This window comes from Achromobacter sp. 46006, from assembly GCF_059761975.1.
Genome location: NZ_JCBANN010000009.1, coordinates 23,995 through 48,971, shown reverse-complemented (window position 1 = coordinate 48,971; position 24,977 = coordinate 23,995). Strand labels below are relative to the sequence as shown.

Here is a 24,977-nt window from a genome sequence, read left to right as displayed (position 1 = left end):
TGCTGGACTGGAAGGCAGCGCCTTCAATCGGGCATCACACAATGAGCATTCTCGTCACCGGCGGCGCCGGATTCATCGGTTCCAACTTTGTGCTGGATTGGCTGGCGCAGGGGGGCGAGCCCGTGGTCAATCTGGACAAGCTGACCTATGCCGGCAACCGGCACAACCTGGACGGGCTGAAGGACGACGCGCGCCATGTGTTCGTGGTGGGCGATGTCGGCGACATCGCGTTGGTGACCCGCCTGCTGCAAACGCATCAGCCGCGCGCGATCCTGCATTTCGCGGCGGAGTCGCACGTGGACCGCTCCATTGCCGGGGCGGGGGATTTCATCCAGAGCAATATCTGCGGCACGCATGGCCTGCTGGAGGCGACGCGCACGTATTGGGCGGGCCTGGCCGGCCCGGCCCGCGACGACTTCCGTTTCCTGCATGTTTCCACCGACGAGGTCTACGGCTCGCTGTCGCCCGATGCCCCTGCCTTCACCGAATCCAGCCCGTTTCAGCCCAACAATCCCTATGCTGCAAGCAAGGCGGCCAGCGATCACCTGGTGCGGGCCTGCGGCAAGACCCACGGCCTGCCGGTGCTGACCACGCATTGCTCCAACAATTTCGGGCCGCGTCAGTTTCCGGAAAAACTGATTCCGCTGGTGCTGCACAACGCGCTGGCCGGTAAACCGCTGCCGGTCTATGGCGATGGCCTGCATGTGCGCGACTGGCTCTACGTGGCGGATCATTGCCGTGGACTGTGCAAGGTGCTGGCGCAGGGGCGGCCGGGCGAAACCTACAACCTGGGGGGCGACAGCGAGCGCACCAACCTCGAGGTGGTGTTGGCGGTCTGTGCCTTGCTGGACCAGGCGCGTCCGCGCGCCGATGGCGCGTCGTACAAGACGCAGATCACAAGAGTGGCGGATCGCGCCGGCCACGACCGCCGCTACGCCATCGATACCTCACGCGTCCAGCGCGAACTGGGCTGGCGGCCCGTCGAGACGTTTCAATCGGGGCTCGAGAAAACCCTGTACTGGTATCTTGACCATCCCCAATGGGTGGCCGAGATCGTGGCGCGGGCTCATCGACGCGGGGATGTGCTGCCATGAGCGCGTCCGTGCCGCGCAAAGGCATCATCCTCGCCGGCGGCTCCGGAACGCGGTTGCATCCAGCGACGCTGGCCATCAGCAAACAGTTGATGCCCGTGTACGACAAGCCGATGATCTACTATCCGCTCAGCACCCTGATGCTGGCGGGCATACGCGACATTCTGGTGATCGCCACGCCGGACGATGCGCCGCGCTTTGCCCATCTGCTGGGAGACGGCAGCCGCTGGGGCCTGAACCTGCGCTACGCGGTGCAGCCCTCGCCGGACGGGTTGGCGCAGGCCTTCCTGATCGGCGCGGATTTCATCGGCGACGCGCCCTGCGCCCTGGTGTTGGGCGACAACCTTTTCTATGGCCATGACCTGCCGCAACTGCTGGGGCAGGCCGATGCGCGCCGGCAAGGCGCCACTGTGTTCGCCTATCACGTCCAGGACCCGCAGCGGTATGGCGTGGTGCAGTTCGATGGCCGCGGCCAGGCATTGCGCATCGAAGAGAAGCCGGTGGTGCCGCAGTCCAGCTATGCCGTGACCGGCTTGTACTTCTACGACAACCAGGTGGTGGAGCTGGCGCGCGGCATCCGGCCGTCGGCCCGCGACGAACTGGAGATCACTGACGTGAACCAGGCGTATCTCGATCAGGGCCGGCTGCATGTCGAGATCATGGGTCGGGGCCATGCCTGGCTCGATACCGGCACCCATGACAGCCTGCTCGAGGCCAGCCAGTTCATCGCCACGCTGGAACGTCGCCAGGGCCTTAAAGTGGCCTGTCCCGAGGAGATCGCCTTCCGCAAGCAATGGATCGATGCCGCGCAACTGGAAGCGCTGGCCCGGCCGCTGCAGAAAAGCGGCTATGGCGATTATTTGATGAGCCTGCTCAAGCGGCTGCCGTTCTGATGATTATTACCCCCCTGGCCCTGCCCGACGTGCTGCTGATCCAACCCGACGTGCACCGGGACGCGCGCGGCTGCTTCTTCGAGACCTATAGGCAGGCGGAGCTGGATATCGCGGCGGGACGGAACGTGCGCTTCGTCCAGGACAACCAGTCGGAGTCGCACCGCCATGTGCTGCGCGGCTTGCACTATCAGACCGTGGATCCCCAGGGAAAATTGCTGCGCGTGACCGAGGGAGAAATCTACGACGTTGTGGTGGATGTACGCCAAGGGTCGCCGACGTTCGGGCAATGGCTGGCCCAGCTCCTGTCCAGCGACAACCGGCTGCAGCTCTGGATTCCGGAAGGCTTCGCGCATGGTTTCCTGGCACTGTCCGAGCGTGCCATCGTGTCATACAAGGCGACGGCGTACTACCAGCCGGCACATCAGCAATGCCTGCTGTGGAACGATCCCGACCTGGGGGTGGCCTGGCCGCTGGCGGCGGCCGCGCCGCTGCTGTCGGTCAACGACCAGCGGGGCATGCCCCTGGCGCGAACGCCCGGCGTCCGCATCTGCTAGGTGCCGCTACGGTTCGGGCAGGTCGGCGCGAAGGCGGTCATCGGCCCTGGCTGGCCGTGGTGCGGGCCTTGCCGCCAACCAGCCCGAGCGCCAGCGCCGTTCCCACCAGGATGATGCCGGCGCCAATCAGGATGGACGCGGTGACGGCCTCATCCAGGAACCAGGCGCCCCACACGACCCCGAAGACCGGCACCAGGAATGTGACGCTGACCGCACCGGTCGGCCCGACATTGGCGATCAGCCGGAAGAAGATGATGTACGCCGCCCCGGTGCAGATAACGGCCAGCAGGACGGTGGCGCCCCAGGCCCCGGCCGATACTGGCGCCTCGGGCCAGGTGGCTAACGCCAGCGGCAGCAGGACCAGGGAAGCGGCAAGCATGCTGCCGGTGGCGTTGGACAGCGCATCCACGCCAGTCAGGAAGCGTTTGGTCCAATTGGCCGCGATGCCGTAGAAAATCGGGGCCGATACGGCCGCCAGCACGGCCGGGCCTGTGCCGCCGGCCCGGAAGTCGAGCTTGTCCCATACCAGCACGACGATGCCCAGCAGGCCGATCGCCAGGCCCAGCGAACGCGACCGGGGCAGCCGGTCCTTGAGCCACAGCCAGCCGACCACCGCGCCCCACACCGGCGTCACCGCGTTGGCCACGGACAGAAACCCGGCACCCAGCGACTGGGCGGCGTAGGCGTATAGCAGGAATGGCAGCGCGGCGTTGAAAATACCCACCACCAGTATGGCCTTCCAGTGTTTGGCGATGGTGGGCAGCTTCCCACGCCACAGCGCGGCCGGCAGCAGAAACAAGGCGGCCAGGCCGACGCGCAATTCGATCAGCGCGACCGGCCCGAATTCGTCCACGGCCAGGCGCATGAACAGGAAGGAGCCGCCCCAGACGGCGGCCAGGAGCAGAAGGTCCAGCAGGTCGCGGCGACGCATGATCGGCAGTGAATCAGGATTGAGCCCGGTTGGTGGCCAGGTTTTTCATCTTGACCCGATGCGCCAGCACCGCACAGGTCAGGCACAGGACAATACACAGCACCAGCCCCGTGCGCACTCCGTTTAGTATCGTGCCGTGCGAAATGAGGATGCCTACCACCGCGGTGCCCAGCGCGCTGCCGATGGCGCGGGTGGTCTGTACCAGAGCGGAGGCCACGCCCACGTCGCGGCGCTCGCTCAGCATCTGCATGAACAGCGTCAGGTTGGGCAGCAGGAAGCCCAGCGCACAGCCATTGACGAAGAACGCGGCCAGGATCCACCAGGCCGACGTCCCCGGCGAAATCAGCAGCACCATCAGCGTGCCCACGGCCAGCAGGCCGGCGCCGAACACCATCAGGCGCTGCGGTTCCGTCTGCCGGGGAAACAGCCGGCCATTGATGATGCTGCCCACCGAGATCGCGGCCACCAGTGGGGTCAGCAGCAGGCCGGCCTCGCTCGGGGTATAGCCCAGCACCTGCTGCAACAGCAAGGGGCTGTAGAAGATCAGCACGAACATCACGGCGCCGACGGTCATGGCGGCCAGGTTCAGCAGCTGCGGTTCGCGGCCGGCCAGCACACGCAGGGGAAAGATCGGCGAGGCAACGCGACGCTCGATCGGGATCAGCAGGGCAATGGCGGCGATGCCGGCCGCCGCCAGCGTCAGGCCCATGGTGGGATGGGCGTGCTCGCCCTTGGCGAAACCCAGTTCCAGCGCCGCCAGGGGCGCGCCCACCGCCAACACCAGCAGCACGGCGCCAACCCAGTCGATCCGCCGCTCGCCGGTGTGGACGGGCCGAATGCGGGGGAAGTACCGGGCCAACAGGAACAGCGCCACCGCGGCGGCAATGGGGGAAATGAAAAAGGCGGCGCGCCAGCCCAGCGCCTGGGTCGCGGCGCCGCCCAGCACCGGGCCGACGCCGCTGGCCATGGCGAAGGCGGCCGAGACCAACGCCATCCACTTCACTCGCTGCTTGGCGTCCGGAAACAGGTCGGCCGGGGCCGCAAAGGCCGTGGCGATCATCATGCCGCCGCCGATGCCCTGCAATGTGCGAAAGAGGATCAGCTGCCCCATGCTCTGGGACAGGCCGCAGGCGATCGAACCGAGCGCGATGATCAGCACGGAGACCAGCATCAGCGGCTTGCGCCCGAACATGTCCCCGAGGCGGCCGAAGATCATGATGGAGGCGGCGGTGGCCAGCAGGTAGCCGGTGCCCACCCACGCATACAGCGCCATGCCGTTCAGGGCCTCGGCCACCCGGGGCAGGGTGGTGCTGATGATGGTGGAATCGAAGGCCGCCAACACCACGGTGGCTGCCACCCCGGCCATACCCATCAGCAGGTCGCGGCGGGAATGGGCGGGTTCTGACGGGGGCGGCGGAGGGGACGGGGCGGTCATGCCGCCAAGGATATCACCGGCCCCACGGGTTTTTACTTATAGAACGCGTGATAGCTCCAGAACACTGCGATCACCAGCACGACCAACGCCCACGACCAGCGGGAGTTCGACAACCCCCGCGGCTCGGGTTCCGGCGGTGGCGGTGGCGGCGCCAGGCGTGGCTGGGCGGCCATGTGGTCAATGAAGGCAGTGAAGAATTTGTCGATGATCTTCTCCCCTGCCTTGAGGACCAATCCTTCGCCACACTCGGCCAGCTTGCCGCCTGTCATCCCGGCGACCGTGTAGGCGAGCCGGGTGCCTTCGTCTTTTGTCGACAGATTGACCTGGGCGGTGCCTATGGCCAGGCAGGCGGCGCGGCCCTTGCCTTCGAACACCAGGGTGCAGCTATTGGGAGGATCGACGTCCGAGAGCAGGATCTCGCCTTCGTAGTCGGTGTCCAGGCCAGCGATCTTGGCCCGCAGGGTGACGGCGTACTCGGTTGGGCTGCGCTGGGTGACGCCGACGCAGCCTGGAATGCACCGTTGTAGCACGGAGGGATCGGTCAACGCATCCCAAGTCTGGTGCTGGGTAGAAGGAATCCACTGGGCATCGGCTATGCGCATGGTTGTCTCCCTTGTCGGCGTCGTTGTGAACTCATTGTGGACTCAAATGCATGAAACGCCAAGGGTGGCAGTGAGGAGCCCTAAGAAGGGGCCAGGCCGGGCCTCGCGGGTCCGGTGCTGGTGCGGTGTCCAGGCGCTGTAATTAATAGTGAGTGTTATTACCGGTTTCAAGATTCGAAGCAGCACATAAGTTCTGCGCCGCCTCGCCGTTATAAACAACCAGATTGCTTTAATTACATATTGCTTGCCGATATGAGGGGCTGGCGTGGCTCCTGCCGACGAAGGGGCGGCGTCCCGGGGGGCAATATGCGATTTGCGGATAAAATCGGAAGCTTCGCGTCGCAATCGAAAGGCACATTTCCATGAAGCTAGAGGGTTCGAAAATCCTGGTAATCGGTGGGGCCGGGTTTATCGGCAGTTTTGTCGTTGCCGAACTGCTGAAGCATCCGGTCGCTGAAGTCGTCATCTACGACAATTTCGCCCGGGGCAAGCAGAGCAATATTGCCGAATACCTCAAGGACCCCCGGTGCCGGATGTACCCGCACGGCGGTGATATCCGCGACGTGGACTTGTTGAACGACGCCATGTACGGCATGGACGGCGTGGTGCATCTGGCGGCCATGTGGCTGCTGCACTGCAAGGATTTCCCGCGCACGGCGTTCCACGTGAACATCGAAGGCACGTTCAATGTGCTCGAGGCCTGCGTGAAGAACAACATCAAGCGCTTGGTGTATTCGTCCTCGGCATCCGTCTATGGCGATGCGGTCGAAGTGCCGATGACCGAAGAACATCCTTTCAACAACCGCAATTTCTACGGCGCCAGCAAGATCGCGGGCGAAGCCATGTGCCACGCGTTCCATGATCGCTACGGCCTGAGCTACGTGGGCCTGCGCTACATGAACGTCTACGGACCGCACCAGGACCAGACGGCTGCCTACACGGGCGTCATTCCCATCATGCTGAACAAGATCGACGCCAACGAGGCTCCGATCATCAATGGCGATGGCACGCAGGCCTACGATTTCATCTACGTCGAAGACGTGGCGCGCTGCAACGTGCTGTCCCTGACCTCCGAGGCCACCGACCAGTTCTACAACGTGGGCACCGGCGTGCAGACCAGCATCAAGGAACTGTGCGATACGATCCTCGATATGAAGCAATCGGACCTGACCGTGGAATACCGGCCCTACAGCGCCGATGACGCCCGCCGTATGGTCCAGAACCGCATCGGTTGCCCCAAGAAGGCCACCGCCGACCTGGACTTCACCTACCAATACAACCTGAACGAAGGCCTGCAGAAGCTGATCGACTGGCGTGCCGCCAACGGAGATAACGCGTGAGCAATCCCATCGCGAAGCGCAATATCGCCATCTCCCTGCCGATGACCGGCGAGGACGAATGGCATGCCGTCCGCGAGCCGCTCATGAGCGGCTGGTTGACGCAAGGTCCCAAGGTCGCTGCTTTCGAGAAGGCGTTCGCCGAGCGCCACCAGGTCAAGCACGCGCTCGCCGTGACCTCCTGCACCACCGGTCTGCACCTGGCCCTGGCGGGCCTGGGCATTGGCCCGGGCGACGAGGTCATCGTGCCGTCCTTCACCTGGGTGGCCACGGCCAACGCCGTGTTGTACTGCGGCGGCACGCCCGTGCTGGTCGACGTCAGCCGCGATACCTTCAATATCGATATTGCGCAGGTCGCCGCCAAGGTCACCGAACGCACCCGCGCCGTCATTGCCGTGCACCTGTTCGGCTTGTGCGCGGATATCGATGCCTTGCGCGCCGCGCTGCCTGCTTCGGTGGCGATCGTCGAAGACGCCGCCTGCGCGGCCGGCGCCGCCTGGAACGGCCGGCCTGCGGGCAGCCTGGGCGATATCGGCGTGTTCTCGTTTCATCCCCGCAAGTCGGTGACGACGGGCGAGGGTGGCATGGTCACGACCAACGACCTGGAACTGGCCGAGCGCATGAACCAGATGCGCAACCACGGCGCCAGCATTTCCGAGGAACAGCGCCACCACGGTCCGCGCCCGTGGATCCTGGCGGACTTCGATCTGTTGGGCTACAACTACCGCATGACCGACCTGCAGGGCGCGGTCGGGGTGGTGCAGTTGGCCAAACTGGACACCTTCATCGACGAGCGAGCCCGCTGGGCGCAGTTCTACCGCGAACAGCTCGCCGGCATCGACTGGCTGCGCCTGCCGCAGGAGCCCGCCGGCGCGCGCCATGGCTGGCAATCGTTCGTGACCTGGGTCGATCCTGAAAAGGCGCCCATGCCGCGCAACGACATGATGCAGCGCCTGCAGGAGCAGGGCATCGCGACGCGGCCAGGGACGCATGCGGTGCACATGTTGGGGTTCTATCGTCAGCAATACGGTTTCAAGCCGGAGGATTTCCCCGGGGCGCGGGACTGCAACGACTACACGATGGCGATTCCGCTGCATAACCGCATGACGGAAGACGACTATCGTTACGTCGTTGAGGCGATCCGGGCCCTGGGACGCTGATTCGCGCTGTTCGCCAGCCGCGGTCCCCGACCGCTGGCTGCGCGTAGATTCGCATGCCCTCCAGTCGCCGGCCACATTCATGGGGCCGGTGGCTTTCTTATTTACTGACGCGTCTGACGCATTGACGGCTGACTATGTGTGGTGTTGCTGGTTTGATCCATCTGGACGGCGCCGCGGTTTCTCCCGCGGTGCTGCAACGCATGACCGACGCCATCGCCCATCGCGGTCCGGACGGCGAGGGGCAGTGGATCGAAGGCAATGTCGGCCTTGGGCACCGCCGTCTGGCGATCATCGACCTGTCGCCCGCTGGCCATCAGCCCATGGTGTCTAGCGATTTACGCTTCGTCTTGAGTTACAACGGCGAAATCTACAACTTTCGCGAGTTGCGGGCAGAGCTGGAGGCACAGGGGTACGGCTTCCGGTCCCGTACCGACAGCGAAGTGCTGCTCAACGCCATTTCGGCCTGGGGCATCGAAAAAGCCTTGAAGCGCTTCAATGGGATGTTCGCCTTCGCCCTGTGGGATCGGCGCGAGCGCCGCATGATGTTCGGGCGAGACCGATATGGCATCAAGCCGCTCTATTACAGTATCCAGGGCAATACGCTGGCGTTCGGCTCGGAGCAGAAGGCGATCTTGGCGGACACTGGATTCCGGCGCAAGCTGGATAGTGCGGCGCTGCTGGAGTATTTCACGTTCCAGAATATTTTTACCAATCGAACGCTGCTCGATGGCGTCAGCATGTTTCCCGCAGGGTACTACGGCGTGCTGGACTTCGCCACGACCAAGCCGCAACTTAAGCTCGCGCAATACTGGGATTTCAATTTCAAGGAGCCAGCGTCGCCCAAGCCGGACGAGGAATACCGGGAAGAGCTACGCAGGCTGTTCAACCAAGCAGTCAACCGGCAATTGGTGACCGACGTCGAACTGGGCAGCTATTTGAGCGGCGGCATGGATTCGGGGTCGATAACCGCTATCGCCGCGGCTTCGCATCCCTATATCAAGACGTTCACCTGCGGCTTCGACCTGAATTCCGCGTCGGGCATCGAGCTGGGATTCGATGAGCGTAGCAAGGCCGAGTACATGTCGTACTACTTCAAGACCGAGCACTATGAAATGGTGTTGAAGTCCGGCGATATGGAACGGGTCCTGCCCAAGTTGGCCTGGCATCTGGAAGAACCGCGGGTTGGTCAGAGCTATCCGAATTATTATGCCGCGAAGTTGGCGTCCAAGTTCGTCAAGGTGGTTCTTTCCGGCGCCGGTGGCGACGAGCTGTTTGGCGGCTATCCATGGCGATACTACCGGGCCGTCGTCAACAATGACTTCGAACACTATATCGACAAGTACTACCAATTCTGGCAACGGCTGGTTCCCAATAGCACTCTAAAAGGCTTGTTCCAACCGATTTGGGCGGATCTTTCGCACGTTTGGACGCGGGATATCTTTCGAGATGTGTTCAAAACACATGCTGAACAATTGTATTCGCCAGAAGACTACATCAACCATTCATTATATTTTGAGGCCAAGACATTCCTGCATGGCCTGCTGGTTGTCGAAGATAAACTGAGCATGGCGCACGGTCTTGAGTCACGGGTGCCGTTCTTGGATAATGATCTGGTGGATTTCGCAATGCAGTGCCCGGTGCGGCTCAAGTTGAATAACTTGGCGGACGTCATCAAGCTCAATGAGAATGAACCAGGGAATAAGGGTAATAAATACTTCGAAAAAACCCGGGACGGCAAGCAGATTCTCCGCGATGTTATGAAGAAATACATTCCCGCCGATATTGCTCGTGCTGAGAAACAAGGATTTTCAGCTCCGGACGCGAGTTGGTTCAAAGGGGAAAGCGTGGAATTTGTGAAACGTAAATTGATGTTTGGGCATTCGCCATTGTACGACGTAATGGACGCAGTAGCGATTCGGAAGTTAGTAGGGGAGCACTTATCTGGTGAGAGGAATCGGCGCCTGCTGATATGGTCACTGCTGAATGTAGATTCTTGGATGAAGCAGTTTCTCTAATACGCAAAGCTTAGATGACGTGGTCCTCGAAGGGGGGGGGCGCTCGGGATATAGGCTTAGCAATATTCATGCCATTCAATTTGCGCTCGATATAATGTGAAGGTAAAAAGTGAAATGGCTAGTATTGCAATTTTAGGAAGCACTGATGTCACGCTTTCAGTGGCTAATGCTGTCATTGAAGCCGGACATCGCGTGGCTGCAATTGTCTATGTGCCCGCGGATTTTTCGATTTCTTATAGCGCGACGCCGGTAAATATATCAAGAGCTGCCGACATTCCTGGCTGGTGTCAAGAATTTGGTGCAGAGGCCGTACCCTATGAAGGTCCTGAGAGTATCTATCAATACTTTCAGGAGCACCGCGCCTGCTTATGCATAGTTGCAGGCTGGTATCACATGGTGCCCGCTCGAATTCGAGCCCTCTTTGAGCATGGTGCAGTGGGATTCCATGCGTCATTGTTACCTCAGCTGCGTGGTGGCGCCCCTTTGAATTGGGCCATCTTGACCGGATTACGGGAAACGGGTGTAACGATGTTTCAATTGGCTGACGGAATCGACGATGGCCTAATGTTTGCGCAATCGACCATTGCAATTGAGGAAACAGATTATGTTGGGGACCTTGTTAGAAAATCAGGGCACGCATGCTTTGCACTGGTGAGAGATAACTTAACAGCGATACTAAATGGAGCGCTGCAGGGGCGGGAACAATTGGGCGTGGTGTCTTACGGTTTGCAGCGCAGTCCGGAAGACGGAAAAATTGACTGGACGCGGGGGGCGGGAGACATCTTAAGACTCGTGCGGGCCGCTAGCTATCCGTATCCTGGCGCATATACGTATTTTTTGAATAAACGCTTGACGATATGGAGAGCGGAACTTACAGGAGCCTTAGTTCACGGCGCCCCTGGACAAATATTCCGTCTGCCGACGGACGGTGCTGTTGTGATCGTAACCGGTAGCGGATTGCTGCGCATCATTGAGGCCACCGATGCCAAAGGCGTCGATATGTTGCCGACTCTACGCAAAGCCTCGCATCAACGCTGCGACCGGCACGAAGATGGTGCAGTCTAAAATATACCTTGTTTCTATAAAAATATAGATAATCTGAGTTGTTTCGTCGATATCAAGCTCTAATTTCATTAAAATGAGTTCTCTTATGCTTTTAGCATGATTTTTCGTACCATCTCTAAATAACTCCGATGCGAACATGGCAATTAAGAACTCAATAATTTTCCGCTGGAAGGTGCATTAGAGTTACCCGGCAAGTAGGGTCAGGCAGCGCTAGATTTATATTGGATATTTAGCCTGGCGCAACTTTGAAATTTGTTGGTACCTCCAAGCCATTTGAATAGCTGTCAGTCTAATGGTGCGGTGATCTCGAAGTCCTATAGTGCTAGGCCAAATTTTAATGAAATATTTTCGAGAAATCGTTGCTGTATATTGGTGGACCGCGTCCTTCTGATCAGTGCTGAGAATATTTTACTTGACCCTCTATGTTTGATAAGTCTCTTTTTTCCAAACTGTGCGATATCCAGCCACATAGTCCTGATACTTGGAGAGGGCGGATATTTCTAACATTTGACATCGATTGGGCCGAGGACTTTGTACTGGCGGATTGTATTTCACTGCTTGAGCGGGCTTCTCTTCCAGCAACATGGTTTATAACCCATGAAACTCCCCTGCTTGATCGTCTTGGCGGAAATCCAAATTTTGAGATCGCATTGCATCCAAATTTTAATCCGCTATTTAATGGAACTTCGCAGTACGACGCCGAAGAGATATTCATGCGTTGCGTCAACCTGTCCCCAGGGGCTGTTGGAACAAGGTCGCATTCCGTTTCACAAAGTTCTGGATTGCTCGATATATTCGCTAAGCATGGAATGCGTTACGAGTCTAATACCCTGATACCATGGGATGCTGGTATCAGTTTAAAACCTTGGATTTATTGGGGCGGGGAGCTAATCCGTCTTCCTTACCACTGGGAAGACGACGTTGCGTGTGTACAAGGTTGGCCATTGGAGACACGTGAATCCTACTGGTATCAAGCGCACGGCCTAAATATTCTTGATTTCCACCCTATTCATGTGTATCTGAACACTGAAGACATTAATAGATACGAGCGTTCGCGGGCGGACCACAGGGACATTGTCCGACTGGAACAACATAGAAACACCACCGCTGGAGTTCGTACATTTTTGCGCAACTTAATTGGATTGCAATGCGAATAGCTATCATTGGCCGGCACGCCGGCTTATTTCACAGCATCGAGAAGTTGCGTTTGGCCGGCCACAGCATTGAGTATATATTGACGGCATCGGCGCCTGCGGATTACACCGTAAGGGAGGAAGAGTTCAAAGAGCGCGCGCGGATCATGTCGATACCTTATTATTGTTCTAATCGTATTACTGAGGATATTGATAGATTCCTTAGACAACATCCCTGCGACATTGCTGTCAGTATGAATTACCCGACGGTTCTCGGGAAATCAACAATTGATCTCTTTCCCCTTGGCATTCTGAATGCGCATGGCGGCGATCTGCCTCGTTATCGAGGAAACGCCTGTCAGGCTTGGGCGATGATTAACGGAGAGCAACACATTGGTTTGTGCATACACAAAATGGTAGCGGACGAACTGGATGCCGGAGATGTTCTGGCTCGGGATTTGCTCCCCATTGATGTCAATACCATCATAGCGGACGTCTATGCTTGGATGGAGTTCCGTGTGCCTGAACTCTTTGTGAGTGCATTATCTGCACTGTCATCCAACAGAGAATTCATACTTTATAGGCAGATGGACATGGGTACACCGTTGCGTTGTTTTCCCAGGGTGCCCACAGATGCCAAAATTGATTGGAAGCGGCCTGCTCCTATGGTTGTTCGACATATTAATGCAAGTGGGCCACCATATGAAGGTGCGTATTTCGACTATCAGGGAGAAAGGTTGCGAGTATTGCGTGCGACATGGGTGCGCTCCGACCCCTACGTCGCCGTACCAGGACAAATTGCATTTAAACACGGCAGCGGAGCAGTGGATATTGCCTGCGGAGAAGGAGGGTTTTGTCGAATATCCGAAGTTGTGCGTCTTGATGGTTCTATTGTTGCGCCGGCAACTCTTGTAAGCAGTGTAAGGCATCGCTTCGAATAATTGATGGTAGCTGCTTGGACATCAGAGATAAAGAAGTCGGCACTTGAAGAGATCTTATGGAAATTACTGTGTGGAGCTGGTTTTGGCTCTTGTCTGGCTATGCACTCCTCCTGAGTACAAGGCTTTATCCATGGATGATCGAAAGAGGTAAGCGCGCAACCGTGGGTTCCGGAGATGAATGTAACCATCTTATTATTCGGAACATGTTGCGGCGAGGAGAAAATCCAGAGGCTACATTTCTTATGGAGGGCTTCGACTATCCTACCGCCTTCCATCAGCTATCGCTGGTTTTTTCTGACGGAATGGTGAAGCGGTTGGGCGGCCTGCTCCCGCTTCTATTCGACACTTGTCTCTATCTGTGCAGCGCAGCCTTACTAATTCATGTTGGTGCGGGGATTAATTGGGTAATTGCGCTTTTCGTGCTTTGCGGAGCATTTTTCATTCATGTGGGGAGAAATATCCATTTCTCTGAGCGGGCATTTGGGGCGTTATGGGGAAATTTGTATCTTGTTTCGATGTGTTTGATAAATGAAGCAGGGTGGTCTCCCGTAATGATAGGCATAGCGGGAGTATTCTTCATCGGGGCAGCGCTCGCATCGAAATTTGCCGTCCAAGCGATTCTGTTCATTTCCGTTGTTTATGCAATAATCGCGGGAACACTTAGCCCTATAATTTTACTTTTTATATGCCAAGTTCTCGGTGCAGTGTTGAGCTTAGGCAGAACATTGCGTATCCAATATGGTATCTGGCGGCACAGTTATTTTTATGCGCGATATATTCAAAAGGTTAACCCCGCCACCGCTAACCAGATTCGAGCTATTTACCTACACTTAAAAGCAGGAGACTTCAAAGCCGCGGTCAAGTGTGCGATGTGGAGCCCTTACGGTCGAATCTTTTTTTTATACCCAATAGCAGTTGGCGGTGTAATTATTGCGCTTCTCTCACCCGACAAACCGACGGCAGAGCCCTTCATCCTACTGGTGGCGGCTGGGCTGATCGTGGCCGTCATTATTGCTATTCCACGGCTACTATTTCTCGGCGAACCGGAGCGTTATATTGAATATGTAACGATAGGCGCGATCGTAGGAGCGAGTTTCTATTTTCCGAAATTCGATTGGGGAAGGCCGGGTGTTCTTGTGCCGCTTCTTTTCTACGGGGCCGGTTGTTCTCTAGCATTTTATATGCACTATAAGCAAATGTTGCAGTACGTTCGTACGGGAACTCAAGAGGAAATTCCAGAATTTAGCGTACCCATGCAAAACAAGCGCATACTGACAATTCCTGTAAGAATAGCCTTCCCCATGGCTCTGAAAGGGATCAATGCGCAGTATGTCGCTATGCTTACTAACATTGGCGACCCTTCCCGGCAGGCCCTTTTTGAAAGGGTGATTACAGATTTCTATCCTTATCCTTCGTCTGAGCTTGAATCGCTGATCAATTCAGAGAAGATAGATATAGTCGTTGTTAAAGAGACAGCACTCAGTAAAATAAATGCATTGAGTGGGAAGAATTATTACGATTTTTCACGTTTGAAGTTGCTGGAACGTATCGGTGATTACGCGGTTTACCGTGGAATTTGCGAAGGAGCATGATTGGGTTCAATTGGACAATTAATGCGTTCATATTTTATTTATGCGGCCGCATTGATGCTACCGAGCCTGCTCAGCCTTGTCACAATTCCTATTGTGACGCGCAGTTTGACGCAATCCGAGTACGGCTTGGTCGAGTTCGCCACCTTGGCTGGCGTACTTACCTTCGCTGTATTCAGCCTTTCCGTCGGAGAGGGTTTCGCGCGCTTTTATGCGCTTGCGCGCAGTGATTTTGCGCGCTCACTGGCATTGCGCACCTATCTGCTGTTGACGCTGGTTTTGGGGGCATTGGCAGCGTGCGCTTTTTTCTTGCTCCTGCCCACAATCGTGTTCTTCGAGTCTTCGGCGACAATAACGGCGGGCTTCCGGCTGGCCGCGACGGCGGTGGCGGCCACAGGATTTCTGTCCGGAGTGGCCGTAACGGTGTTTCGCTGGCTGGATCGTCCGAGCACGGTGTTGGTATGCACCGCGGCGGGAGGCCTGGCTTATGCCCTTGCTATCCTGGGATTGCATTGGCTGGATCGCCTCGACGTTGACAGCTATCTGTGGGCAACATCGCTGGGTGCAATCGCCAATATCTGCGGACTGGTGTTGATCGTCCGGGGGGAATTGCGGAGGAGAGACCTGGAATGGCGGCACGTCTTGGGCAAGGCCAGGCGGCTGATTGCTTACTCCATGCCGATGCTGATATCCACGGTGTTGGTTTTTCTGAATCAATACATAGACAGAGCTATCGTTGCAAAATATCTTGGCGCCTCGGAGCTTGGAGGGTATGCGATTGGTGTAAAGATGGCGGGGCTGTTCCTGTTGGTCTTGAAACCATTGAAAATGGCTTTGACGCCGTACGTGTTCGCCGCCGCGAAGCAGGATTCGATACCTCGTGGTTTTGTGGCGATTTATTATGCCTATTTGGCGGGAACCTTGGCGGCATTCCCGTTTGCTTACTTTACCTCTCCTTATGTCTGGCGCTTGTTCGTGGCGCCTACGTATCAGTTTGACCAGAGTTTAATTCCTATACTGATGGCGACAGGGTTCATGTCATCAATATATCTGTTCTTCATTGGCATGAGCTATAGGCGGCAAACTGGATATATTCCTTATTTCGCCCTGACTTCTTTGATTGTCAATGCGGGGACGAGCGTACTGCTGGCTCATTTGTGGGGCGCCCGCGGTGTCGCAGTTGGCGGCGCGATCGCATCTGTCGTTTATGGTTTTTTGTGGGTGCGGAAAAGCGTGCAGTTGTTGCCGGTCCCATACTCTCACTACGCCACTTACGGTTGGATGGGCTTGAATCTCGCATTCATCGGCTCCGTGTGTCTCGCGGCATTGTGATGAGGGCGCGTGACATTGCAGGTGTAAACGGAAAAGACGCACCTATGAAAATACTGATACTTGCCAACGCGCAGTCGGTGCACTTTCATCGCTGGCTCATTGCGCTGAGCGCAGCCGGACATGAGGTTCACGTTGCCACCGCCGAACCCCGTGCCATCGAGGGCGTGACGGTGCACACATTGCCGCGCTATCGGTATCAACTGCTGCGTTTGATCTTGTCTGCGGGGCCATTGCGCTGCCTGGTGGCGAAGCTCAAGCCGGACGTCGTACATGCCTATTATTTGTTGGACTACGGATTTATGGCGGCATTTGCTGGCATGAAACCGCTGGTGGTTACCGCGATGGGCAGCGACGTGCTGCGTGGATTGGATGTCTCATACCGTCGCCGCTTCTTGGCGAGCTACGCATGCCGTCACGCCGACTACGTGCTGACCAGAGCGGAGCATATGAATGAGGCGGTAAGGTTTTTGGGGGCCGGCGGGCCAGTGGAAGCTGTCCCTAACGGTATCGAAACACGGGTGTTCACATATGGGGGGGCACGTAACAGCGTGCCGCGCGTGCTTTGCACGCGTGCATTCCGGCCCGTCTACAATATTATGGCTTTTATCCTAGCCATCGCTATATTGAAACGCTTGGGCAAGCGCGCCGATTTCATTCTGGTAGGCGACGGTACGGACAGACCTGAAATTGAGGCAGCCATAGAGCGGGAAGGGCTGGAAGATTGCGTTACTCTGGTCGGCGCCCTCGCGCATGATGCATTGCCGGCGTACTACGCCTCCTGCGATATCTACGTCAGCCCATCGTTGTCGGATGGCAATTCGGTGTCCCTGATGGAAGCGCTTGCCGGTGGATGTTACCCGGTGGTGAGCGATATCCCGGCCAATCGCGCGTGGATCGTCAATGGCGAGAATGGAAAACTATTTGCTCCGACTGATCCGCAGGATCTGGCCCGCAAGCTGGGCGAAGCGATAGACGGTATCGAGACATTTGACGAGATACGGCGTATGAATCGCGATAAGGTAGTCGAACAGGCGGACTTCGATAGCTGCCTGTCCAAGGTTCTGGACGTCTATGGTTCTGTGCGTGCGGGACGTCGAACCTAGCGCCGGCGCGCGGCCTGCTCAAAAAAAGCCAGCCTGGCGAGTTCCTTGACTCGCGAGGATATCTTTGCTTCGATTTCGGCCCGATCCAGGGTGCGGCCCTTCCATTGCTGGACGAAACGCCGGATGCGGGAGACCTCGGTGTCGACGTTGTTCTCCGTATTGCCGATCCGAAGGTAGCATTCCGCGCCGTCGAGATCCGTATCTTCATACCCGCCGATAACCGGAATGCCGTAGGCAAGGTATTCGCGTGTCTTGAGGGGGGATGCCTCTTGCATCCGCTTGCGATGCAGCGCGAGCGTGCCCAGGCCGACATCCATGTTGCGGTACAGCCGAGCCAGTGCCTCGCCATACAGGGCGCCATGGGCGATGAGATTGGGCAACTGAGGCGCCTGAAAGTCCGCTTGTACGACATGGAAGTCGCATTCAGGCAGCGAGTGCGCGAGGCGAGGTATCTTGTCCTCGCCATTCCAATATTGGCCTGCGCTGCCTACAAAAATGATCTGCGGGCGAGCATTGGTCGGTACTGTCCGAGGCGTCACGGCGTCCAGGTTGTACCCGTTCGAAATTACAGTCCTGGGTATGCCGTTAAACGGCAGCTCAGCGTCGATCTCCCGGCTCACCGAGATCAGACCGCTGCTTATACCAGGAAGAAACCCGCGCGTGGCGCGATGCAGTAGGTACTTCAGTCGGCTGTTCCTGCGGTATTCGCTCAAAGCCAAGGAATTGAATTCCAGCACAAGTGGAGCGCCATTCAGGGCGTTCACAGCGCCAGGCCACCAGATCATTTCCCGCGCGTACACCAGGTCGGGATTCCAGCGGGCAAGATGATGGCGCAGTTGGCGGCTATACCAGACCGCCGATATCATGGGCTTGCCGACGCGGCGGTCGAAGATGTGCTCGGTGTGTTCGGCCGGAGGGTCTTCGCCAGCAGGCGCCAGAACGAAATGGCGCACCTCATGGCCATGCGTGCGCCAGATCCGCGCCTGTTCATAGATCTTCTTGCCGGACCCCTTGCGTGGTTCCGGCCGCTCAAACGTGACGTAGGCGATTTTCATGAACAAGACGGGAATAAATGTCCAAGGTTCCTTCGAGGCAGTGTACGAAGTTCATATGGTCTTGTACGTAGGTGGCGTTGGCAGTCAGAGCTGCGCCGTAGCCCTGCCAATCGCGAATGGCACTTTCCAGATGCTGTGCCAGCCCCTCGCTATCGCCAGGAGCGAACAGCATGCCGTTTCTGCCATGTTCGATGATGGCGCGATTGGCTGCAATATCGGACACGACGGGTAGGCAGCCGCTGGCCATTGCTTCCATCAGGGAGACCGAATTGCCATCCGACAGCGAACTGCTGACATAGATATCCGAGCGCCCTAGATGAGCCGCAACGTCCTGGCTTGAGAGTGCGCCGGTGAAAGAGATCGTCGTGAGGCCCAACGCATCGGCCTGGGCTTGCAGCGAAGCGCGCAACGGACCATCGCCGGCCATGGTGGCCTGAAACGGAATGCTCCGGTCCCGTAGCTTCCCCAGCGCCCGTAGCAATGTCGGGTGATCGTAGATAGGAGTGAAGGCACGGGTGCTGATGATCGAAGGAGTGCCGGCGATGACAGGCCTGGCTTGAAACCGGTATTGCTCTATGCGTATGCCATTAGGGATGACGGAGACAGGAGCAGAACGTTTGCAGAGCGCACGCACGGGTTCGACCATGTGTTCCGCCCGGACAGTGATGTGATCGGCACGGTTGACGGCAAACTTGACGAGGTGGCGCAGCAGGCTTTGGCCGGGAGGGGCGAAGACGTCCGAACCCATGGCGGTTAGAACGAGTGGGTGCAGTCCTGCGGCCGCGCTGACAAAGCCATAGCTGGTCAGGTAGTGCGCATGTCCGACGTGCGGTCGCAGACGCCTTGCAAGCCGCCGAAGGGCAGGGATGGCGGCAAAGTATCCTGCCTTTCCCAGACCATAGGTGGGCAGGCGATGCACCGTCACTCCGGGAATATCGGCTGCGTCAAACGACGCGATATGGACGTCGTGCCCCTGATCCCGCAACGCCAAAAGCCAGCGGTGCATGTGCACGGATCGAGCATTCGCGGCGAACAGGATCCTCATTTTCTCCGTCATAGGACGTGAAGCATCCTAGGGGCACCCGCGCGTATATTCGGGGACCAGGGTACAGAGTATCTCTAGAGCGCTGTCTATATCACCGGACACCAGCGCCTGTTCCATTTGTGCAAGCTGGCGCATGAGCGGATCGTAGTCGAGCGAGCGCTCTTTGGCTCGCATGATGCGCGGGTGCATTGTCTTGACGGCCGTTGCATCGATGAGCAGTTCTTCATAGAGCTTTTCGCCCGCGCGCAAGCCGGTAACCTGGATCTCTATATCCCCTTCGGGATGCTCCTGATCGCGAACGGTGAGTCCGTACATATGGATCATGCGGACAGCGAGGTCTCGGATCTTGACCGGTTCCCCCATATCCAACACGAAGACCGACCCGGACTCCCCCATGGCGCCAGCCTGCAGGACGAGTTGGGCAGCTTCCGGAATTGTCATGAAGTAGCGCGTGATCTCGTCATGAGTCAGCGTTAGGGGGCCGCCCGCGATGATCTGCCGATGGAACAATGGCACGACGCTGCCAGAGCTGCCCAGCACATTACCGAAGCGGACCATCGAGAATCGCGGGCTTTCCGGCAGTTGCGCGTACGCCTGCAGCACCAATTCAGCCAGCCGCTTGGAGGCGCCCATGACATTTGTCGGCCGCACTGCCTTGTCGGTGGAGATCAGCACGAAGTCCCGGATGCGGGCTGCAACAGCCGCCCGGGCTAGTGCGAGAGTGCCGAACGTATTCGTGCGTATGCCTTCAATAATGTTCTCTTCGACGATCGGCACATGCTTGTAGGCTGCCGCATGGTAGACGGTCTCGACTTCGAACTGGCGCAGCCGGCTGACGCAATGGTCATAGTCTCTCACCGATCCCAGGACCGCCGCGATCTCGACCTGAGTGCCTTTGGCTTGCTGCCGAAGTTCATGTTCGATGGTGTAGAGCGAAGGTTCCGCCATTTCGAACAGGACCAGGCGCTTCGGTTGAAGCGCGAGAATCTGGCGGCATAGTTCCGAGCCGATCGAGCCGCCCGCGCCACTGACGAAGACTGATTTTCCACGAACGCAGCTATCCAGCAACGCAGGGACCGGCGCGACCGAATCGCGGCCCAGCAAGTCTTCGATCTGAAGGTCACGCAGGCGTGGCCCATTGGGGTTATCGACGAATTCACGCAGGCTTGGCACCAGACGAATACGTAGGCGGTAGGGGGCGGTGAATTCGACGATGCGGCGTATCTGGGCCGGCGAAGCCGCGGGAATGGCAATCAGCAATTGGCGGACGGCGTGCCGCTCAATGAGTTTGGGTAGTCCTTGTGGTGGGTAAACCCGCAGGCCCGCAATCATCAATTTGCGTTTTGCGTTGTCATCGTCGATCAGCGCAACGGGCAGGTAATGGGTGCCCGCACGCAACGCGGCCGCGAGCTGAGAGCCCGCGCTTCCGGCGCCATAGATGACGACGGGTATCCGCATGTCCGTCATGTGGTAGGCGCCCGGGAAGAGTACGCGCCGCGCCAGCGAGCGGCTTCCCAGCAAACTGCCCACCGCCAGCAGGGCATAGATGATCAGGACGCCGCGGGACAAACCGGTAGGCAATTGGAAAAAAGTGGCTACGGCCGTCACCACCATCACGGAGACAATCACCCCGCCGACGACGGCGAATACCACGCGCTCGTTCATGTAGCGAAGTACGTGGAGATAGAGGCCCAGCGCGCCCATCGCTATCACGCCCCCCACGCAGGCGCTTATCGCCAAAAGCATGTAATGCTGGTCGAGAAAGAAAAACTCAAATCGGAACCAGAGCGCCAGTTGAAATGTCGCCAGCAGGATGCCGGCATCCATCAGAACGGCCAGCGTCTGTTTGTAGCGTCTCGGCAAACTCACGAATACGCTGCGCAGAGCATAGGGTAACGTCGGCATGGCTGGTGATACGTAATAGGAAATGGGGGGGCGGCGGCTTCAGTGTTTGATGACCTTGATCACCGTTTGCCACAGAATACGCAAATCATAAAAGAACGACCGCTCTCGGACGTACTCAGCTTGCAACCTCAGCTTTTCGGGTAGTATCTGATGTATGTATACGGCTTCCGGGTCCCCAGCCTGGTCCAGCAGCGTATTTTCGTCCCTGAATTGGATGGATGCCAGATCAGTGATACCTGGCCTGACCGACAGTATCAGCGACCGTATGTCGGACGGATACAGCTCCACATACCGGGGAACTTCCGGGCGAGGCCCTACCAAGCTCATGGCGCCTCGCAACACGTCAATCAATTGGGGCAGTTCATCCAGCTTCCATTTTCGCAGCAGCTTTCCGCTGCGGGTTACCCGGGGATCGTTGTTGACGGTAATCTCCCGCTGCCCCTTGTCGGCAATATGCATGCTCCGAAATTTATGAATGCGGAAAGGACGGCCGTTCCGGCCCACTCTGACCTGCCTGAAGAACACGGGCCCGGGGGAGTCCAGCTTGACAGCCAGGGCAATGAGCGCGAAAACGGGAGCGCATACAAGCAAACCGATCGTGGCGCAGGTCAAGTCGAAGAGGCGCTTCATCGGGCCGTGATCAATTGCGCGGCCGTTGTTGCGACGCGCTCGGCATCGGCATCAGTCATGCAGGAGTAGAGTGGGAGGCTGACCATGCGTTCGTAAGCCTTCTGCGATGAAGGGAACATTTCGGGCGTCAATTGGTAACGGTCACGCCAATACGGTTGGAGATGCAGTGGGACGTAGTGAACGCTGCATCCGATACCGGCCTGTGCCATGTTGGCGATGAAACTGTCGCGGTCGATTGCACAGTCATCGTCCAGCCGGATTACATATAGGTGCCACGCATGTTCGTCATTCGGCAGGTGCGGGGTTGGCGCATTGCGCGGACCGGGAACACCGGGACGCGGGGGCAGGATGACAGGCAATGAAGTCAGGGCCGCATCGAATCGTTGCGCAATCGCATGGCGTCTATCGCGCATTTGCTGCACACGCTTTAACTGTACTCGGCCCAGGGCAGCGCTCAGGTCCGGCATGTTGTATTTAAAGCCGGGCGCGACGATCTCATAGAACCACGCTGGTTTTTTTGAAGTGAAGCGGTCGAACGCATCCCGATCGATGCCGTGCAAACGCATTACCTTGCAGCGTTTTGCAATGGCCGGGTCGCGCGTGACAACCATGCCTCCTTCGCCCGTGGCCAGGGTTTTTGTGGCATAGAAGCTGTAGACGGTAGCGTCGCTTTCCAGGCTGCCAATCCGTTGGCCCTGCCACGTTGCGGGGAGGGAGTGGGCTGCATCCTCAATGATCTTCAACCCATGCTTGCGCGCAATCGAAAAAATAGCGCTCATGTCGCAAGACAAACCGCCGTAATGCACGGGGACGATAGCCTTGGTGCGCGGAGTGATGGCGTGTTCGATGGCCTCGGGACTGATGCACAGGGTCGCCGGATCGATGTCCACAAGAACGGGCTCGGCTCCGAGATAGCGTGCCACCTCCGCGCTGGCGGTGAACGTATGGGTGGTGGTGATGACTTCGTCGCCCGGTCCTATTCCGATTGCTTCCAAGGCCAGATGCAGACCTGCCGTAGCGGAATTGACGGCTATCGCCTGGAGTTCGCCACCGCCGAGGTAGTCCTTGAATTCCTCTTCGAATGCCTTGGCGTTGGGGCCGGTAGTCAGCCAGCCCGACCGCATCGTCTGCACGACCGCATCAATTTCAGGCTCGCCGATATCTGGCAGAGCGAAGGGGATAAAGGGTGCAGGGCTCATATGCTGGTCAGACTCTCGATGAATTGATCGGCCAGGACAGGGTAGGCATGGTTGGCTCGTACATAGGCTTGTCCGCGTTGGCCGATCAGCCTGCGGGCCTCTTTGGGCATGGCGGCGATCTGTGAAACCGCAACTGCGATTGCGTGGGAGTCGGCTGCGGGTACTGATATGCCGCAGTTCGCGGTTTTTACGAGGTCGTACTCGGGCGTGTTGATCGAATGGACGATAGGCAAGCCAGCCAGCATGTAGTCGAACAGCTTGTTGGGGCTTGTGCCATACATATAGAGTGGGCTGGGAGACAGGCCGATGAACGCCATATCCGTGCGCTGCAGCAACGTGGAAACGCAGGCCTTGGGTACAGGGTCCAGGAAAAGGACATTCCGGCATTTCAGCTTTGCCGCCGTTGAGATGAGGGCCGGCTTCAATGGTCCGTTGCCCACCAGTACGAAACCGATGTCTGCTACTGCTGGATCACTCGCGGCTGCGATCAGATGGTCCAGCGCGTTTGCCACGCCATGTCCTCCCACATACGCGCACAGCGTCGTGTAGCGGGAAGCGAATTCTTCCAGTTGCCGGTTGGCTTCGGCGGGTAGCGGCTGTTTCTCCAGTTCGGGGCTGAACCCGTTCGGCACATGCGCGAATTTTCCAGGCTGCAGGCCACGGCCGCGCAGGTACTTCTCAGTGCCGGGCAAAATCGAAATGACCTTGTCCGCATGCTTGCACGCGTAGTCTTCGGCAAGCTGCATGGAGTAGATCATGGGGTGCCATCGGTTGTGTCCTCCCAACTGGATGGGGGTCAGCGGCCAGAGGTCATGCACTTCATGCACCAGCTTGGCCTTGGCCAGGCGGGCAATGCGGGCGGCCGGCCAGATATCGTACGGATAGGTCGAGGACGCAATAACCACGTCCGGCTTCCAGGCTGCTAGTTCTTTGCTGCGCGCCGCGAGCATGGAGGTGAACTGCAGCATGTTGATCAGCCGCCCGAAGCCATTTCCCTGGTAGGGCCTATTGCGCAGCCAAAGGTATTCGACGGTACCCACCCGCTCGAGCAGGGTTCGCTCGGTGAGTACGGGTTGCCGTTGGCGAACATGCGAGTAGCTACTCGCGACTATGCGGACATTGTGACCCCTGGCTATCCAGGACTCTGCCAGATGGAACGGCCGAAATTCCATCCCATGATGAGGAGAGCCGGCGTAATGATTGATGAGCAGCAGGTTCACAAAGGTTTTCTTATCCAGCAAAGTAAATGCGTGCGCAAGGGCCGGAGTACATTCACGTAGTCATATAGCCAAGCTGGCAGTCGACGCGCAATGGGCGGCGCCAGTGTCAGGCGCCGAGAAACAATATCCGCCAATGGGAATAGTTCTCGAACTCGTTTTCGTGGAACGCCAACTACATCCGGATTGCGGGGGTTATTGTAAGTGAAGTCGTACCAAAGTATTGCGCCTCCGGGCCGAGTCCAAGACCACATCTTGGCCGCGAGTTCCTGTTGAAAGTCCGGATCCAGCAAGGAAGTGAACACCGTTGATTGATAAACGATGTCAAAACTCCCGGGAGGATACGGCAACTCACAGGCATCGCCGGAAAGGATCATGGTGGCGGCGGGGAGGCGGTGACGCGAGGATGCAACACGCTTGGGCAGAAGTTCGCTTCCCACCAGATTGGCGGGATCCAGTCCCAATCGGATCAGCATCAAAAGATTGTCACCATTTCCGCAGCCCACCTCGAGCACGCGCGCCTCCGAAAGAGGTACCTGTAACTCTTTGACGAGCGTGGCGGCGATCGCGCGCTCACGCTCCTGCATGCTCTTCAAATTAACTGGATTTGTGGGCAGATAGACTGACTTATGAGCGTCAGCCATTCGTCTAGCGTATTGCTGCTTAATCGCTTCGACTTGGTCTGGAGAATTCATGGCGGTATCTGCTGGGATGGGAGCTGAATTCTAGCTTACACCGCCGTTCT

22 protein-coding genes are annotated in these 24,977 nt (G+C 58.0%); 12 read left to right on the top strand and 10 right to left on the bottom strand.

Annotated features, from left to right (window positions below; genetic code table 11):
* Positions 1-41: 41 nt before the first annotated feature.
* The 3 genes from rfbB to rfbC are packed head-to-tail and all read left to right on the top strand — an operon-like array spanning position 42 to position 2,538.
* Positions 42-1,094, top strand: a complete 1,053-nt coding sequence (gene rfbB / locus AC6LKG_RS07425) for a dTDP-glucose 4,6-dehydratase (protein ID WP_498163736.1) — start codon at positions 42-44, stop codon at positions 1,092-1,094.
* Entirely contained in the window at positions 1,091-1,984 is an 894-nt protein-coding gene (gene rfbA / locus AC6LKG_RS07420) for a glucose-1-phosphate thymidylyltransferase RfbA (protein WP_498163735.1), read from the top strand. Before rfbB ends, rfbA begins: the two co-directional genes overlap by 4 nt.
* Positions 1,984-2,538, top strand: a complete 555-nt coding sequence (rfbC, locus tag AC6LKG_RS07415; RefSeq protein ID WP_498163734.1) for a dTDP-4-dehydrorhamnose 3,5-epimerase — start codon at positions 1,984-1,986, stop codon at positions 2,536-2,538. The genes rfbA and rfbC overlap by 1 nt, the downstream gene beginning before the upstream one ends.
* Positions 2,539-2,575: 37 nt before the next feature.
* Here rfbC and AC6LKG_RS07410 read toward each other — a convergent pair whose 3' ends face one another.
* The 3 genes from AC6LKG_RS07410 to AC6LKG_RS07400 all read right to left on the bottom strand — a co-directional run bounded on the left by AC6LKG_RS07410 (position 2,576) and on the right by AC6LKG_RS07400 (position 5,506).
* Positions 2,576-3,469: a DMT family transporter gene (locus AC6LKG_RS07410; protein WP_498163733.1), complete on the bottom strand. Its 894-nt coding sequence runs from the start codon at positions 3,467-3,469 to the stop codon at positions 2,576-2,578.
* 13 nt (positions 3,470-3,482) lie between these two features.
* Positions 3,483-4,841, bottom strand: coding sequence for an MFS transporter (locus AC6LKG_RS07405; protein WP_498163788.1), 1,359 nt, complete (start codon positions 4,839-4,841; stop codon positions 3,483-3,485).
* Positions 4,842-4,936: 95 nt separating this feature from the next.
* A complete protein-coding gene (locus AC6LKG_RS07400; protein WP_498163732.1) occupies positions 4,937-5,506 on the bottom strand; it encodes an SRPBCC family protein in 570 nt (189 codons plus the stop codon).
* Between the two features lie 362 nt (positions 5,507-5,868).
* Between AC6LKG_RS07400 and AC6LKG_RS07395 the strand changes: the two genes are divergently transcribed.
* The 9 genes from AC6LKG_RS07395 (at position 5,869) to AC6LKG_RS07355 (ending at position 17,181) form a co-directional block, all read left to right on the top strand.
* On the top strand, positions 5,869-6,846 hold the full coding sequence (locus tag AC6LKG_RS07395; RefSeq protein WP_479285209.1) for an NAD-dependent epimerase/dehydratase family protein: 978 nt from the start codon (positions 5,869-5,871) through the stop codon (positions 6,844-6,846).
* Positions 6,843-8,003 carry a DegT/DnrJ/EryC1/StrS family aminotransferase gene (locus AC6LKG_RS07390; RefSeq protein ID WP_498163731.1) on the top strand — a complete coding sequence of 387 codons (1,161 nt, stop codon included), beginning with the start codon at positions 6,843-6,845 and terminating at the stop codon, positions 8,001-8,003. The genes AC6LKG_RS07395 and AC6LKG_RS07390 overlap by 4 nt, the downstream gene beginning before the upstream one ends.
* 152 nt (positions 8,004-8,155) lie before the next feature.
* The gene (gene asnB, locus AC6LKG_RS07385) at positions 8,156-10,018 is read left to right on the top strand and encodes an asparagine synthase (glutamine-hydrolyzing) (protein ID WP_498163730.1); all 1,863 of its coding nucleotides are present in this window, start codon (positions 8,156-8,158) and stop codon (positions 10,016-10,018) included.
* A 114-nt stretch (positions 10,019-10,132) separates the two neighbouring features.
* Complete coding sequence (locus AC6LKG_RS07380; protein WP_082401780.1) at positions 10,133-11,083, top strand: methionyl-tRNA formyltransferase; 951 nt, start codon at positions 10,133-10,135, stop codon at positions 11,081-11,083.
* Between the two features lie 422 nt (positions 11,084-11,505).
* Entirely contained in the window at positions 11,506-12,240 is a 735-nt protein-coding gene (locus AC6LKG_RS07375; RefSeq protein ID WP_082401781.1) for a polysaccharide deacetylase WbmS family protein, read from the top strand.
* Positions 12,231-13,157 (top strand): methionyl-tRNA formyltransferase, encoded by a 927-nt coding sequence (locus AC6LKG_RS07370; protein WP_116791332.1) that lies wholly within the window; start codon positions 12,231-12,233, stop codon positions 13,155-13,157. Before AC6LKG_RS07375 ends, AC6LKG_RS07370 begins: the two co-directional genes overlap by 10 nt.
* A gap of 56 nt (positions 13,158-13,213) precedes the next feature.
* Positions 13,214-14,749, top strand: coding sequence for a hypothetical protein (locus AC6LKG_RS07365; protein WP_156330681.1), 1,536 nt, complete (start codon positions 13,214-13,216; stop codon positions 14,747-14,749).
* A 21-nt stretch (positions 14,750-14,770) separates the two neighbouring features.
* Positions 14,771-16,078: a lipopolysaccharide biosynthesis protein gene (locus AC6LKG_RS07360; protein WP_054500285.1), complete on the top strand. Its 1,308-nt coding sequence runs from the start codon at positions 14,771-14,773 to the stop codon at positions 16,076-16,078.
* Between the two features lie 44 nt (positions 16,079-16,122).
* Entirely contained in the window at positions 16,123-17,181 is a 1,059-nt protein-coding gene (locus AC6LKG_RS07355) for a glycosyltransferase (RefSeq protein WP_498163729.1), read from the top strand.
* Here the strand turns inward: AC6LKG_RS07355 and AC6LKG_RS07350 are convergent.
* The 7 genes from AC6LKG_RS07350 to AC6LKG_RS07320 are packed head-to-tail and all read right to left on the bottom strand — an operon-like array spanning position 17,178 to position 24,927.
* On the bottom strand, positions 17,178-18,236 hold the full coding sequence (locus tag AC6LKG_RS07350; RefSeq protein WP_498163728.1) for a glycosyltransferase: 1,059 nt from the start codon (positions 18,234-18,236) through the stop codon (positions 17,178-17,180). The genes AC6LKG_RS07355 and AC6LKG_RS07350 overlap by 4 nt on opposite strands.
* Positions 18,211-19,281, bottom strand: coding sequence for a glycosyltransferase (locus AC6LKG_RS07345; RefSeq protein ID WP_498163727.1), 1,071 nt, complete (start codon positions 19,279-19,281; stop codon positions 18,211-18,213). Before AC6LKG_RS07345 ends, AC6LKG_RS07350 begins: the two co-directional genes overlap by 26 nt.
* 27 nt (positions 19,282-19,308) lie before the next feature.
* Positions 19,309-21,186, bottom strand: a complete 1,878-nt coding sequence (locus AC6LKG_RS07340) for a polysaccharide biosynthesis protein (protein ID WP_498163726.1) — start codon at positions 21,184-21,186, stop codon at positions 19,309-19,311.
* A gap of 39 nt (positions 21,187-21,225) precedes the next feature.
* Positions 21,226-21,816 carry a sugar transferase gene (locus AC6LKG_RS07335; RefSeq protein ID WP_498163725.1) on the bottom strand — a complete coding sequence of 197 codons (591 nt, stop codon included), beginning with the start codon at positions 21,814-21,816 and terminating at the stop codon, positions 21,226-21,228.
* Positions 21,813-23,015, bottom strand: a complete 1,203-nt coding sequence (locus tag AC6LKG_RS07330; protein ID WP_498163724.1) for a DegT/DnrJ/EryC1/StrS family aminotransferase — start codon at positions 23,013-23,015, stop codon at positions 21,813-21,815. The genes AC6LKG_RS07335 and AC6LKG_RS07330 overlap by 4 nt, the downstream gene beginning before the upstream one ends.
* Positions 23,012-24,235 carry a glycosyltransferase family 4 protein gene (locus AC6LKG_RS07325; RefSeq protein WP_498163723.1) on the bottom strand — a complete coding sequence of 408 codons (1,224 nt, stop codon included), beginning with the start codon at positions 24,233-24,235 and terminating at the stop codon, positions 23,012-23,014. Before AC6LKG_RS07325 ends, AC6LKG_RS07330 begins: the two co-directional genes overlap by 4 nt.
* Positions 24,232-24,927, bottom strand: coding sequence for a methyltransferase domain-containing protein (locus AC6LKG_RS07320; protein WP_498163722.1), 696 nt, complete (start codon positions 24,925-24,927; stop codon positions 24,232-24,234). Before AC6LKG_RS07320 ends, AC6LKG_RS07325 begins: the two co-directional genes overlap by 4 nt.
* Between the last annotated feature and the right edge of the window lie 50 nt (positions 24,928-24,977).

What these genes read in the sequence shown, in the direction of transcription:
- AC6LKG_RS07330 (WP_498163724.1), bottom strand. Translation starts at nt 23,015, where the DNA reads ATGAGCCCTGCACCCTTTATCCCCTTCGCTCTGCCAGATATCGGCGAG.
- AC6LKG_RS07360 (WP_054500285.1), top strand. Translation starts at nt 14,771, where the DNA reads ATGCGTTCATATTTTATTTATGCGGCCGCATTGATGCTACCGAGCCTG.
- AC6LKG_RS07340 (WP_498163726.1), bottom strand. Translation starts at nt 21,186, where the DNA reads ATGCCGACGTTACCCTATGCTCTGCGCAGCGTATTCGTGAGTTTGCCG.
- AC6LKG_RS07320 (WP_498163722.1), bottom strand. Translation starts at nt 24,927, where the DNA reads ATGAATTCTCCAGACCAAGTCGAAGCGATTAAGCAGCAATACGCTAGA.
- AC6LKG_RS07395 (WP_479285209.1), top strand. Translation starts at nt 5,869, where the DNA reads ATGAAGCTAGAGGGTTCGAAAATCCTGGTAATCGGTGGGGCCGGGTTT.
- AC6LKG_RS07375 (WP_082401781.1), top strand. Translation starts at nt 11,506, where the DNA reads ATGTTTGATAAGTCTCTTTTTTCCAAACTGTGCGATATCCAGCCACAT.
- AC6LKG_RS07410 (WP_498163733.1), bottom strand. Translation starts at nt 3,469, where the DNA reads ATGCGTCGCCGCGACCTGCTGGACCTTCTGCTCCTGGCCGCCGTCTGG.
- rfbB (WP_498163736.1), top strand. Translation starts at nt 42, where the DNA reads ATGAGCATTCTCGTCACCGGCGGCGCCGGATTCATCGGTTCCAACTTT.
- AC6LKG_RS07355 (WP_498163729.1), top strand. Translation starts at nt 16,123, where the DNA reads ATGAAAATACTGATACTTGCCAACGCGCAGTCGGTGCACTTTCATCGC.
- AC6LKG_RS07365 (WP_156330681.1), top strand. Translation starts at nt 13,214, where the DNA reads ATGGAAATTACTGTGTGGAGCTGGTTTTGGCTCTTGTCTGGCTATGCA.
- AC6LKG_RS07345 (WP_498163727.1), bottom strand. Translation starts at nt 19,281, where the DNA reads ATGAGGATCCTGTTCGCCGCGAATGCTCGATCCGTGCACATGCACCGC.
- AC6LKG_RS07405 (WP_498163788.1), bottom strand. Translation starts at nt 4,841, where the DNA reads ATGGGTATGGCCGGGGTGGCAGCCACCGTGGTGTTGGCGGCCTTCGAT.
- rfbC (WP_498163734.1), top strand. Translation starts at nt 1,984, where the DNA reads ATGATTATTACCCCCCTGGCCCTGCCCGACGTGCTGCTGATCCAACCC.
- rfbA (WP_498163735.1), top strand. Translation starts at nt 1,091, where the DNA reads ATGAGCGCGTCCGTGCCGCGCAAAGGCATCATCCTCGCCGGCGGCTCC.
- AC6LKG_RS07370 (WP_116791332.1), top strand. Translation starts at nt 12,231, where the DNA reads ATGCGAATAGCTATCATTGGCCGGCACGCCGGCTTATTTCACAGCATC.
- AC6LKG_RS07335 (WP_498163725.1), bottom strand. Translation starts at nt 21,816, where the DNA reads ATGAAGCGCCTCTTCGACTTGACCTGCGCCACGATCGGTTTGCTTGTA.
- AC6LKG_RS07380 (WP_082401780.1), top strand. Translation starts at nt 10,133, where the DNA reads ATGGCTAGTATTGCAATTTTAGGAAGCACTGATGTCACGCTTTCAGTG.
- AC6LKG_RS07400 (WP_498163732.1), bottom strand. Translation starts at nt 5,506, where the DNA reads ATGCGCATAGCCGATGCCCAGTGGATTCCTTCTACCCAGCACCAGACT.
- AC6LKG_RS07350 (WP_498163728.1), bottom strand. Translation starts at nt 18,236, where the DNA reads ATGAAAATCGCCTACGTCACGTTTGAGCGGCCGGAACCACGCAAGGGG.